General features: G+C 51.6%; 10 protein-coding genes, 1 tRNA gene and 2 pseudogenes. 4 read left to right on the top strand and 9 right to left on the bottom strand.

Annotation, left to right across the window (positions count from 1 at the left end; genetic code table 11):
- Nucleotides 1–199 precede the first annotated feature (199 nt).
- The 3 genes and pseudogenes from K8W53_RS04150 to vapC all read right to left on the bottom strand — a co-directional run.
- On the bottom strand, nt 200–832 hold the full coding sequence (locus tag K8W53_RS04150; protein WP_000835266.1) for a YfdX family protein: 633 nt from the start codon (nt 830–832) through the stop codon (nt 200–202).
- Nucleotides 833–878: 46 nt separating this feature from the next.
- Nucleotides 879–1,415: an STM3031 family outer membrane protein gene (locus K8W53_RS04145; RefSeq protein ID WP_001038502.1), complete on the bottom strand. Its 537-nt coding sequence runs from the start codon at nt 1,413–1,415 to the stop codon at nt 879–881.
- 804 nt (nt 1,416–2,219) lie between these two features.
- Nucleotides 2,220–2,330 (bottom strand): annotated as a pseudogene (gene vapC / locus K8W53_RS04140) (tRNA(fMet)-specific endonuclease VapC); the annotation flags it as partial.
- Between the two features lie 102 nt (nt 2,331–2,432).
- Between vapC and istA the strand changes: the two are divergent.
- Both istA and istB read left to right on the top strand, forming a co-directional pair.
- Nucleotides 2,433–3,605, top strand: coding sequence for an IS21-like element IS21 family transposase (istA, locus tag K8W53_RS04135; protein ID WP_000952349.1), 1,173 nt, complete (start codon nt 2,433–2,435; stop codon nt 3,603–3,605).
- The gene (gene istB, locus K8W53_RS04130; protein WP_000544828.1) at nt 3,605–4,402 is read left to right on the top strand and encodes an IS21-like element IS21 family helper ATPase IstB; all 798 of its coding nucleotides are present in this window, start codon (nt 3,605–3,607) and stop codon (nt 4,400–4,402) included. Before istA ends, istB begins: the two co-directional genes overlap by 1 nt.
- 53 nt (nt 4,403–4,455) lie before the next feature.
- On the opposite strand, the pseudogene K8W53_RS04125 reads toward istB, so the two are convergent.
- Nucleotides 4,456–4,524: pseudogene (locus K8W53_RS04125) on the bottom strand (VapC toxin family PIN domain ribonuclease); the annotation flags it as partial.
- A 190-nt stretch (nt 4,525–4,714) separates the two neighbouring features.
- Between K8W53_RS04125 and K8W53_RS04120 the strand changes: the two are divergent.
- Complete coding sequence (locus K8W53_RS04120) at nt 4,715–5,521, top strand: DUF1460 domain-containing protein (RefSeq protein ID WP_023888953.1); 807 nt, start codon at nt 4,715–4,717, stop codon at nt 5,519–5,521.
- Nucleotides 5,522–5,652: 131 nt separating this feature from the next.
- On the opposite strand, the gene K8W53_RS04115 is transcribed toward K8W53_RS04120, so the two are convergent.
- A tRNA-Gly gene (locus tag K8W53_RS04115) sits at nt 5,653–5,726 on the bottom strand.
- Nucleotides 5,727–5,805: 79 nt separating this feature from the next.
- The gene (actS, locus tag K8W53_RS04110; protein ID WP_000244328.1) at nt 5,806–6,564 is read right to left on the bottom strand and encodes an amidase activator ActS; all 759 of its coding nucleotides are present in this window, start codon (nt 6,562–6,564) and stop codon (nt 5,806–5,808) included.
- A gap of 264 nt (nt 6,565–6,828) precedes the next feature.
- Here actS and idi point away from each other — a divergent pair, with 264 nt between their 5' ends.
- Nucleotides 6,829–7,374, top strand: a complete 546-nt coding sequence (gene idi / locus K8W53_RS04105) for an isopentenyl-diphosphate Delta-isomerase (protein WP_000133983.1) — start codon at nt 6,829–6,831, stop codon at nt 7,372–7,374.
- Nucleotides 7,375–7,449: 75 nt separating this feature from the next.
- Here the strand turns inward: idi and lysS are convergent, their stop codons facing one another.
- From lysS to recJ, 3 genes are all read right to left on the bottom strand, one after another.
- A complete protein-coding gene (lysS, locus tag K8W53_RS04100; protein WP_000003339.1) occupies nt 7,450–8,967 on the bottom strand; it encodes a lysine--tRNA ligase in 1,518 nt (505 codons plus the stop codon).
- 9 nt (nt 8,968–8,976) lie between these two features.
- Nucleotides 8,977–10,075, bottom strand: a protein-coding gene (gene prfB / locus K8W53_RS04095; RefSeq protein ID WP_010989230.1) for a peptide chain release factor 2 whose coding sequence is annotated in 2 segments (ribosomal slippage) — nt 8,977–9,999 and nt 10,001–10,075 — 1,098 coding nt in all. Because the reading frame shifts where the segments join, the coding sequence is not laid out codon by codon here.
- 104 nt (nt 10,076–10,179) lie between these two features.
- On the bottom strand, nt 10,180–11,913 hold the full coding sequence (gene recJ, locus K8W53_RS04090; protein ID WP_023223830.1) for a single-stranded-DNA-specific exonuclease RecJ: 1,734 nt from the start codon (nt 11,911–11,913) through the stop codon (nt 10,180–10,182).
- Nucleotides 11,914–11,918: the final 5 nt, after the last annotated feature.

The raw sequence follows: 11,918 nt of genomic DNA, 5'->3' as shown, positions 1-11,918 counted from the left end.
AAGGGATAAAAAATAATAAATGAAACGATATTCTTCTGTATTTGTGATGGACATCACAATAGATATAAATGCAGGTACCCTGACATTACTGAACTTCACGGATGAATTTTAAAAACAATGCCGACAGCAAAGAGCAAACTGGTAATAGCTGTCAGACATAATGCTGCCTGCTGTAATATATACAGCAGGCTGGGGGATATTAATGCGCGGCGTCGTGCTGCACGGGGGGCGTGGGTGATTCCTGAACTGACTGAGAGTCTACAACTATGCCATCCTGAGCTGATTTCAGTAACAGACCTGCCTGATAGTATTTTCCTTCGTTCATCAAGGAAAGCGCTGTGGTCACATCCTTACGGGTTTGCTGAAGAGGAATGAGTTCCTGATTTTCAATAACACTGACGCCTGCTAGTTTCAGGGCCTCTATAGTCCCTTTTTTATCTCCTTCTTTCATTTTCTGGTTTGCTTTATTAATAGCATCATTTTTCTGGCCCGCAGGGAGATAATCTTCTGCTACCGTAATCGATGAATTTATCCGAATATAGTGGTCTCCTTCAACTGGGGCTTTTTTATCTGATTTGACATACAGATTCCAGTCAGTGCTGTCATCGTTCAGGAGTTTTTCTGCTTGCGCAGCCAGTTGTTCCGCCTTTTGGGTGCGACCATTAAACAACTCGAATCGCGACATTCCGATATCACGCATGGCCTGCCAGGCCTGTCCGGATATCTTGTCATTATTCAGAGTAACGTTATCAGTCATGTTTGTTGCGGCCATAATATTTCCTGAAAACAGGATAACCATCAGCGCAACGCCTGGCATAATATGGCTTTTCATAATCCATCATCTCCACAAAGTAACATTTTTTATCGGATTATCCTATTCAGAACCGGTAACCCACGCCAAGATTAAAACCATTGCTATTAAGGCTTCCGCTGTTATGGGTAGCATCAAAATCCGCTCCCTCATAACCCAGAGTTATAGCGACACTACTGACCGGGGTATAAGCCACGCCAGCAGAATAACCATATCCGACCTTACTGTCAGACTCATTTATCCCGTGATCACGCTGATGCAATAATACGGGGCCCACTTGACTATACAGACTTAACTGGTTATTTATTTTCCATGAGGGGCCTGCAAGCAGGGAGTAATAACGGGTTGTTACACGACCATTACTGCTTTCATCGGAATAGCGCTGGCTTCCATTTAGCCATGCAAATGAGGTTGTCAGCCCCCAGTCCGGTGACATTTCATAGTTGTTTGCCAGCCGTACCCCACGCAACGTCCCGGCGTGATTAGTATGGGACTGGGCGTATCCAAGTGAAAATGTACTGGCATTATCGTCTGCCCATACCGGACTGGCTGCAGCAGACAGCAGAACAATACCGGCACTTCCGGCTAATAGCATTTTGTTCATCTTCTTCTCTCCGGTTATTTTTACCTGATGCCTTACTGGCATGTATTAAGTTAAAATCTTTCCGTGATAACAAACTATAAATAAATCTTTTAAATTATGAGCGCTGTTACGCCAGCAAATATCTTTGTCTGCGGCTGTCGGGAGGCTATTCACGAAAATATATCCAGGCCAGAAACAGTATTTAATAATAAATAAACTGAAAAATAAAAACTGACAAAAATAGAAGTTCACTGATATATACCCAAAATAATTCGAGTTGCTTAAAGGCGGCAAGGGAGTGAGTCCCCAGGAGCATAGATAACTCTGTGACTGGGGTGAGCGACAAATCTGCCGGGAGCAGATTTGAACGTCGCGTGCGACGGCCCGTCAGGGCGAGGCCCATGGATGGGCCGGGTAATCCGTAGCCAACACATAAGCAACTTGAAGTATGAAGGGTATATAACGGGAAAGAAGGCATATCGGCCTGGTAAATCAACGTCTGTGACTTAGTTGCAGGAAACGGCTATGGTGAGGGGGGGCGGCAGTTATCGGGCAGTAACGGCATTATTCAGTGAGTATCCAGGAAACAAAAAAAGAAGGGAGCGGTACTCCCTTCGTAAACATGTCAGAATACGACATTTTGGTACTCTTTTATTTATTATCTGGCCGTAAAAGTTATGCTGTTGGCAGATATCTCCAGTCAACATAAAAAAATACCACCAGCTAAAAATGTGATGCAAACCACCATTAAGCAGGTAACCAAATTGACTGTGCCACTAAATTCGGAAAAGAGTTTGAATCCGGGGATAACATCTGATGCAGAAATTAGCACCAGTCTTCGATTCGGATACCCGGAATGCGTTCAAATTCGCGGAGATTGTTTGTGACGACGACCAGTCCGCGGCTACGGGCATGGCCAGCAATCATCTGGTCATAATGTCAGCGCCAGTGATATAAGACGGTAATTCGCCATTTGGATTGTCCGCTCCACCCAACATGTTGTTTCCTTAAGGTTCTCACACCAGAAAGGACATCAACATGCTGAGCAGAGAGGACTTTTACATGATAAAGCAAATGCGCCAGCAGGGCGCGTACATTGTCGATATTGCGACTCAGATTGGTTGCTCTGAACGGACGGTCAGACGCTACCTCAAATACCCTGAACCGCCAGCCAGAAAGACCCGCCACAAAATGGCTAAGCTGAAACCGTTTATGGATTACATCGACATGCGCCTGGCAGAGAATGTCTGGAATAGCGAGGTTATCTTCGCGGAGATTAAGGCAATGGGTTATACGGGCGGACGTTCCATGCTGCGTTACTACATCCAGCCCAAACGTAAAATGCGTCCGTCAAAAAGAACAGTTCGCTTCGAAACTCAGCCTGGATACCAGCTCCAGCACGACTGGGGCGAAGTTGAGGTGGAGGTTGCCGGGCAACGGTGCAAAGTTAACTTTGCGGTTAATACGCTGGGGTTCTCCCGCCGCTTCCATGTCTTCGCCGCACCAAAACAGGATGCTGAGCATACCTACGAATCACTGGTTCGCGCCTTCCGCTACTTCGGTGGTTGTGTGAAAACGGTGCTGGTTGATAACCAGAAGGCTGCGGTGCTGAAGAATAACAACGGGAAAGTCGTGTTCAACTCCGGATTCCTGTTGCTGGCTGACCACTATAACTTCCTGCCACGGGCATGCCGTCCACGCAGGGCCAGAACAAAAGGTAAGGTTGAGCGGATGGTGAAATACCTCAAGGAGAACTTCTTCGTCCGGTACCGCAGGTTCGACAGCTTCACTCATGTCAATCAACAACTGGAGCAATGGATAGCCGATGTGGCTGACAAACGGGAGCTTCGCCAGTTCAAAGAAACGCCGGAACAGCGCTTCGCGCTGGAGCAGGAACATCTGCAGCCGTTACCGGATACGGACTTTGATACCAGTTACTTCGACATCCGCCATGTGTCCTGGGACAGCTATATCGAGGTTGGTGGTAATCGTTACAGCGTTCCCGAAGCGCTGTGTGGTCAGCCGGTATCGATACGAATATCGCTGGATGACGAGTTGCGGATCTACAGTAATGAGAAACTGGTGGCCTCACATCGCCTCTGTTCAGTATCGTCTGGCTGGCAGACAGTGCCGGAGCATCACGCCCCGCTCTGGCAGCAGGTCAGTCAGGTGGAACATCGACCACTGAGTGCCTATGAGGAGCTGTTGTGATGCATGAACTGGAAGTCCTGCTGAGTCGCCTGAAAATGGAGCATCTGAGTTATCACGTTGAAAGCCTGCTGGAACAGGCAGCTAAAAAAGAGCTGAACTACCGGGAGTTCCTGTGCATGGCGCTACAGCAGGAATGGAACGGCAGGCATCAGCGCGGTATGGAGTCCAGGCTGAAGCAGGCTCGTCTGCCGTGGGTCAAAACGCTGGAGCAGTTCGACTTTACCTTCCAGCCGGGCATCGACCGTAAGGTTGTCCGGGAACTGGCTGGTCTGGCGTTCGTGGAGCGCAGCGAAAACGTGATCCTGCTGGGCCCTCCTGGTGTCGGAAAAACTCATCTGGCCATAGCTCTTGGCGTGAAAGCGGTGGATGCGGGACATCGGGTACTGTTTATGCCACTGGACAGACTGATCGCGACACTGATGAAAGCGAAACAGGAAAACCGGCTGGAGCGTCAGCTACAGCAACTGAGTTATGCCCGGGTGTTGATCCTGGATGAAATAGGCTATCTGCCGATGAACAGAGAGGAAGCCAGTCTGTTCTTCCGGCTACTGAACCGTCGATATGAAAAAGCGAGCATCATACTGACGTCAAACAAAGGGTTCGCAGACTGGGGAGAAATGTTCGGAGATCACGTGCTGGCAACAGCGATCCTGGATCGGCTGCTACATCACTCAACCACGCTGAATATCAAAGGAGAGAGTTACCGGTTAAAAGAGAAACGTAAAGCTGGAGTGCTGACCAAAAACACAACGCCAATCAGTGATGATGAAATGGTGGAAAGCGGACAGCATCAGTAACGAAAGTATTTAGCGGGCATGAAAATGGCAAATAACGGTCAAACATCGTGGCGTTGACAATAAGGCCTGACAGGTGTTCCCTTGCGGGCCAGTTCGGCACGGATTTGACCGGTATGTATCGCCAGCCTGAAGGGGCATGTTGGCTTTGACGATCAGGCAAAAAACAACGGCGAATAAAGTCGTATGATGATCTTCACATTTATCATCATCAGCGTTCATATTACTCAACCTGTAATCAACCTCTGGCGTTTTTCTGTATCCATCACAACCATTTCCGGTAAAGGTAAAAAAGGGATTTGAACCTTTCCGGAGATGATAATGAAGGTAAATGCATGGACAATTTTGCTTATGTCGGCGCATCTGACGGCCTGTGCCGTCCCTGGCACAGAAAAATATCAGACCAGCATGGACAGCGTTACGGCAGAAAAAGTAAGCCGGATTATCCAGTCGGATGTCATTCCTTATAAAGGCGAAAACCATGGAGAAGTTATTAGCCGCGTATCGTCTGCTTTTCTCGGAACACCTTATCAGGCGGATACGCTCATCGGTGGGCCCGGAACCCCCGAAGTCCTTGTAGCGAATTTCAACGGCGTGGACTGCTTTACCCTGGCTGATTACGTTGAGGCCCTGGCCCGCAGCGATAATCAGAAATCGTTTCTGCATAATCTTGCCAGGACTCGCTACGCCGCGGGCAAAGTTGCTTATCTCAGCCGCAGGCACTTCTTCTCTGACTGGTTCGCCGCAGCACCGCGTAATGCACGGGATGTAACGCCGGATATCAGCCCTGATTATATCGTTGTTGACAAGCAGCTTAACCATAAACCTGATGGCGGCGAGTACATTCCTGGTCTGGGCATCCATCCTCGTAAAATAAATTATATTCCCGGAAGAGCCATCAACCAGCAGGTCATGAACCACCTAAAAAATGGGGACTATATCGGTGTCTACTCCCCGCTTGACGGGCTGGACGTTTCACATGTGGGTATCGTAGTTCGCCATGATGAACAGGTGTGGTTTCGGAACGCCTCCTCATTGGCCGCAAACAGAAAAGTGGTGGACACACCGTTTATGGAGTACATGCATTCCAGACCGGGCATCGTTGTGCTGCGGGCTGAATGATAAAGTCACTACCGGAGTCGCCAGCGGATAATAGCCGTCCGACATAGGTATTGAAACCCTGTGTACTGTGGGGCCGAAACGGAAAATTGCTGTAAATCCGTGGATTTAGTAAATACTAGAAGATATTTGTCTGGAGCGGGCGAAGGGAATCGAACCCTCGTATAGAGCTTGGGAAGCTCTCGTTCTACCATTGAACTACGCCCGCTTTGAGATGCGTAAGGCATTATAAACCTTACGTTCTGGTTGGCAAGAGACTTACTGGCTGACTGGCGATTAATTCACCGTCAGCACTTCGGTTTACTCCCCTGCGGTGGCAGATAACGCAGCGGATCGATGGCCGTCGCCCGGTAGCGAATCTGGAAGTGTAGCCTTACGGATGCGGCATCCGTGCTGCCCATCGTAGCGATTTTTTGCCCCGCTTTAACGCTTTGCCCATTATTAACCAGCATGGTGTCATTATGAGCGTAAGCCGTAATGTAATCTTCATTGTGCTTAATCATGATGAGATTGCCGTAACCACGCAGCTGGTTCCCGACATAGACAACTTTACCCGCTCCCGCCGCATAAACAGGCGTTCCGCGCGCGCCCGCAATATCGATGCCCTTATTTCCGCCCTCTGCGGTGGAATAAGGTAAAATCACTTTACCGTTGGCAGGCCATACCCAACAGCGCTGCCCCACCGGCGGCCAGGAGGATTTTGGCACCGAAGATGACGGTCTGACCGCGGCAGTTTTTGTTGCTGTTTTATTGCTGGTTTTGCGTGTTGAACTGCTACTCTTTGCGCTGCCGCGCACTTTAATTCGCTGCCCCACCTCAATAGTATAAGGCGGAGAAATGCCATTCAGTCGGGCCAGTTCTTTCACGCTGGTTCCCGTGGCGCGCGATATACGATACAACGTATCGCCGCGCTTAACGGTATAGACGGAGCCGGAATACGTTCCTGAGCCGGAATTACTGGAACACCCCGCCAGCAGCAGCCCTGTGCATAACAGCACCGCAATACCCAGGCTATTTTTGTTCAGGCGTCCTGCGCTCAAAACCATTCCTCACTCTATTGACAGACGCCTTATGATAGCAGCCAAATGCCGTATGCCCAATCCATTGACACCGGAAAGGGGCCGCGTGGATGATGATGCCGCGAATATCCGATATGCCAGCATAATATCGACTCACGGCACAATGGCGCTCGTCTGCGTTCTGTCAGGGCCTGTTTTGGTAATGCCTTTCTTTCTGTTATGCGCTACGCTGATCGTCTGAGTATATGGCCTGGCCATGCTGCCGGGTCATTTTAATTTTCAGGAGCTTTCATGACTGAGGAACATGTCGTTTTATTGGATGAGCAGGATAAGCCTTCCGGCACACTGGAAAAGTTTGCGGCTCATACGCTTAATACGCCTTTGCATCTGGCTTTCTCCTGCTGGCTATTTAACGAAGATGGTCAGTTGCTGGTAACACGACGGTCGCTGAGCAAGAAAGCCTGGCCAGGCGTGTGGACGAATTCGGTTTGCGGTCATCCGCAACAAGGCGAAACCACCGAAGAGGCGATCATCCGCCGTTGTCGGTTCGAACTCGGCGTGGAAATTACCGATCTCACCCCCGTCTATCCGCACTTCAGCTATCGGGCGACAGATCCAAACGGTATTGTGGAAAATGAAGTCTGTCCGGTATTTGCCGCGCGGGCAACCAGTGTGTTACAGGTTAACAGCGAAGAGGTGATGGACTATCAGTGGAGCGAATTTAAAAGCGTATGGAAAAGCCTTCTCGCTACGCCGTGGGCATTTAGCCCGTGGATGGTCATGCAAGCGTCAGACGAACAAGCGCGTGAACGACTGCTCAATTACTGCCAGCGTTAAAGATTGCCTGATGGCGCTACGCCTGAACAAAGAGATGCCGGATGGCGGCTAATGCCCCATCCGGCAATTTACATCTTATTTCACCGGACGCATCGCCGGGAACAGAATAACGTCGCGAATCGTGTGGCTGTTAGTAAACAGCATCACCATACGGTCGATACCAATTCCCAGACCCGCTGTCGGCGGTAAACCGTGTTCCAGCGCCGTCACGTAGTCTTCGTCGTAGAACATGGCTTCGTCGTCGCCCGCCGCTTTTGCATTAACCTGATCCAGGAAACGCTGCGCCTGGTCTTCCGCATCGTTCAACTCGCTAAAGCCATTGCCGATTTCACGACCGCCGATAAAGAACTCGAAGCGGTCAGTGATTTCCGGGTTCACATCATTACGACGCGCCAGCGGAGACACTTCAGCCGGATATTCGGTGATGAAGGTCGGCTGAATCAGATGCGCTTCAGCGACTTCGTCAAAGATCTCGGTGACGATACGGCCCAGACCCCAGCTCTTCTCGACGTGAATGCCAATGCTTTCAGCAATCGCCTTCGCGGAATCGAAGTTGTCCAGATCAGCCATATCCGTTTCCGGACGATATTTCTTGATCGCTTCACGCATGGTCAGTTTTTCGAACGGCTTACCGAAGTCAAACACTTCATCACCGTACGGAACCTGGGTGGTGCCCAGAACATCCTGCGCCAGCGTACGGAACAGAGACTCCGTCAGCTCGATCAGGTCTTTGTAGTCCGCATACGCCATATAGAGTTCCATCATGGTGAACTCAGGATTATGGCGCACGGAGATGCCTTCGTTACGGAAGTTACGGTTAATTTCGAATACGCGTTCGAAGCCGCCAACCACCAGACGCTTGAGGTACAGTTCCGGCGCGATACGCAGGTACATGTCCAGATCCAGCGCGTTGTGATGGGTGATAAACGGACGGGCAGACGCGCCGCCTGGGATCACCTGCATCATCGGGGTTTCGACTTCCATAAAGCCGCGAGCAACCATAAACTGGCGAATACCGGCCAGGATCTTCGAACGGGTTTTGAAGGTGTTACGGGATTCATCGTTAGAGATGAGATCCAGATAACGCTGGCGATAGCGCGCTTCCTGGTCCTGCAGGCCGTGGAATTTATCCGGCAACGGACGCAGCGCTTTCGTCAGCAGGCGCAGTTCGGTGCAGTGGATAGACAGCTCGCCGGTTTTGGTTTTGAACAGCTTACCTTTCGCGCCGAGGATATCGCCAAGATCCCACTTCTTGAACTGCTCGTTGTAAACGCCTTCCGGCAGATCATCGCGCGCCACATACAGCTGAATGCGGCCGCCTACGTCTTGCAGGGTAACAAAAGAGGCTTTACCCATAATACGGCGAGTCATCATACGGCCCGCGACGGACACTTCAATATTCAGCGCTTCCAGTTCTTCAGCTTCTTTCGCGTCAAACTCTGCGTGCAGTTGGTCTGAGGTACGGTCACGACGGAAATCGTTCGGGAACGGGATACCCTGCTCACGCAGTGCAGCCAGCTTCTCGCGACGTGCCTTCATTTCATTGTTAAGATCGACTACCTCGTCAGCGCCCTGTGCGTTTTGTTCAGACATGTTGATTCCTCATAGCCCTGCTTTCAAACTTGCTTCGATAAATTGATCCAGACTACCGTCCAGTACCGCCTGTGTATTGCGGGTTTCCACCCCAGTACGCAGGTCTTTAATGCGGGAATCGTCCAGGACATAGGAACGAATCTGGCTTCCCCAGCCGATATCAGACTTAGTGTCTTCCATCGCCTGTTTTTCAGCGTTCTTTTTCTGCATCTCCAGTTCATAAAGCTTCGCTTTCATCTGCTTCATGGCTTGGTCTTTGTTTTTGTGCTGCGAACGGTCGTTCTGGCACTGCGTCACAATCCCGGTGGGAATATGAGTGATACGCACGGCGGATTCCGTACGGTTAACGTGCTGACCGCCTGCGCCAGACGCGCGATAGACGTCGATACGCAGATCCGCCGGGTTAATGTCGATATCGATATCGTCGTCCACTTCCGGGTACACAAACGCGGAGCTAAACGAGGTATGACGGCGACCGCCGGAGTCAAACGGGCTTTTACGCACCAGACGATGTACGCCGGTTTCAGTGCGCAGCCAGCCATAGGCATATTCGCCGGAGATTTTGATAGTCGCGGACTTAATGCCGGCGACTTCCCCTTCCGACTCTTCAATGACTTCCGTCTTGAAGCCGCGCGCTTCCGCCCAACGCAGATACATACGCAGCAACATGCTGGCCCAGTCCTGCGCTTCAGTACCACCAGAACCGGCCTGAATATCGAGATAGCAATCGGCGCTATCGTACTCGCCGGAGAACATCCGGCGGAATTCCAACTGCGCCAGTTTCTCTTCCAGCGTATTCAGCTCCGCGACGGCTTCGTTAAACGTCTCTTCGTCGTCAGCTTCTACCGCCAGTTCCAGCAGCCCGGAAACGTCGTCCAGCCCCTGAGTCATTTGATCAAGCGTATCGACGATCGCTTCGAGCGATGAACGCTCTTTTCCCAGCGCCTGCGCGCGCTCAGGTTCGTTCCAGACATCCGGCTGTTCCAGCTCGGCGTTTACTTCTTCCAGACGCTCTTTCTTAGCATCGTAGTCAAAGATACCCCCTAAGAACGTTGGTGCGTTCCGTGAGGTCCTGAATGCGGTTATTCACCGGGTTAATTTCAAACATGGTCTGATTTCTTTTATTTGACTTGTCAAAATGCGGTTATAAGGGCGAAATATTAGCGGATTTCGCCCCTTAATTACAGCGAAAGTGTTGTTAAATCGCCCCGATCATAGCGGCCAAATATCATCGATAATAATCTGTAAACTACGGTTGCCGCGAAACTCGTTAATGTCCAGTTTATAAGCCAGTTCTACCTCCCGCACGCCGTTATCCGGCCAACAGGTCGTATCAATATTAAATGCGATGCCATCCAACAGCGGGCCGCCGCCGACGGGCTCCACCATCACCTTGAGGTGGCGCTCGCCCACCAGACGCTGTTGTAGCAGACGGAAACGACCATCGAATAACGGTTCCGGGAACATTTGCCCCCACGGTCCGGCATCCCGCAACAGTTGCGCCACTTCCATAGACATCTCCGCCGCGCTTAATGGACCATCGGAGATCACTTCGCCTTGCAACAGGGCAGGATCGAGCCATTCCGTTACCAGCTCGCCAAAACGTTGCTGAAACTGCTCGAATTTATGCTCTTCCAGCGACAATCCCGCCGCCATCGCATGACCGCCGAACTTGATCATCAGATCAGGGTAAAGCGTATCCAGCCTTTCCAGCGCATCGCGCATATGCAACCCCTGAATCGAACGGCCTGAGCCTTTTAGCGTGCCGTCGCCCGCAGGCGCAAAGGCGATCACCGGGCGGTGAAAACGCTCTTTAATGCGCGACGCCAGAATTCCGACCACGCCCTGATGCCATTCAGGATGATACATCGCCAGACCGCCCGGAAGCGTTTCACTACTGCGCTCAAGCTTTTCGCACAGGAGAAGCGCTTCCGCCTGCATCCCCTGCTCTATTTCTTTGCGCGTCTGGTTAAGCGCATCCAGCTCGCTGGCCAGAACACGCGCTTCGCCGAGGTTGTCGCACAACAGTAACGCCACGCCAACGGACATATCATCCAGCCTGCCGGCGGCATTCAGGCGAGGCCCCAACGCGAAGCCTAAATCACTGGCGGCAAGCTGCTGCGGATCGCGATTCGATATCTCCAGCAACGCTTTAATTCCCGGGCGGCATTTCCCGGCACGAATACGACTTAGCCCTTGCCAGGTCAGAATACGGTTGTTAGCGTCCAGCGGCACAACGTCTGCTACCGTTCCCAACGCCACTAAATCCAGCAGCTCCGCCAGATTCGGCGGCGCGATGTTGCGCTCGTCGAACCATCCTTTGTCGCGCAAAAATGTTCGCAACGCCAGCATCAGGTAAAACGCCACGCCGACGCCCGCCAGCGACTTAGACGGGAATTCGCAGTCGCGCAGATTGGGATTAATAATCGCTTCGGCATCCGGCAACGTGTCGCCTGGCAGGTGGTGATCGGTCACGATCACCGGAATCCCTAACGTCTTTGCATGCGCTACGCCGGCGTGGGATGAAATGCCGTTGTCTACGGTGACGATAAGCTGCGCGCCGCGCGCCTTCGCCTGATCGACCACTTCCGGGCTTAAACCGTAGCCGTCTTCAAAGCGATTAGGCACCAGATAACTGATGTTGTCACATCCCAACGCACGCATTCCCAATACGCTTAGCGCAGTACTGGTCGCGCCGTCGGCGTCAAAATCGCCAACAACAATAATGCGGGTACCTTCGCGAAAGGCGTTGTAGAGGATCTCCACCGCGTTATCTATGCCGCTAAGCTGTTGCCAGGGCAGCATTCCTTTCACGCTGCGCTCCAGTTCGCGGGCGCTACGAACGCCCCGGCTGGCATATAGACGTCGTAGTAATGGAGGAAGATCGGCGGGGAGTTCCGCCGTCTCATCAGCCTCGCGCCGACGAAGTTGTCTCTGTTGTTTCACGCGTA

The organism is Salmonella sp. A29-2 (assembly GCF_020150755.1).
Taxonomy (GTDB): domain Bacteria; phylum Pseudomonadota; class Gammaproteobacteria; order Enterobacterales; family Enterobacteriaceae; genus Salmonella; species Salmonella enterica.
Note: the sequence above shows the minus strand (reverse complement) of the source record. Positions and strands in the feature narration are given on the sequence as shown.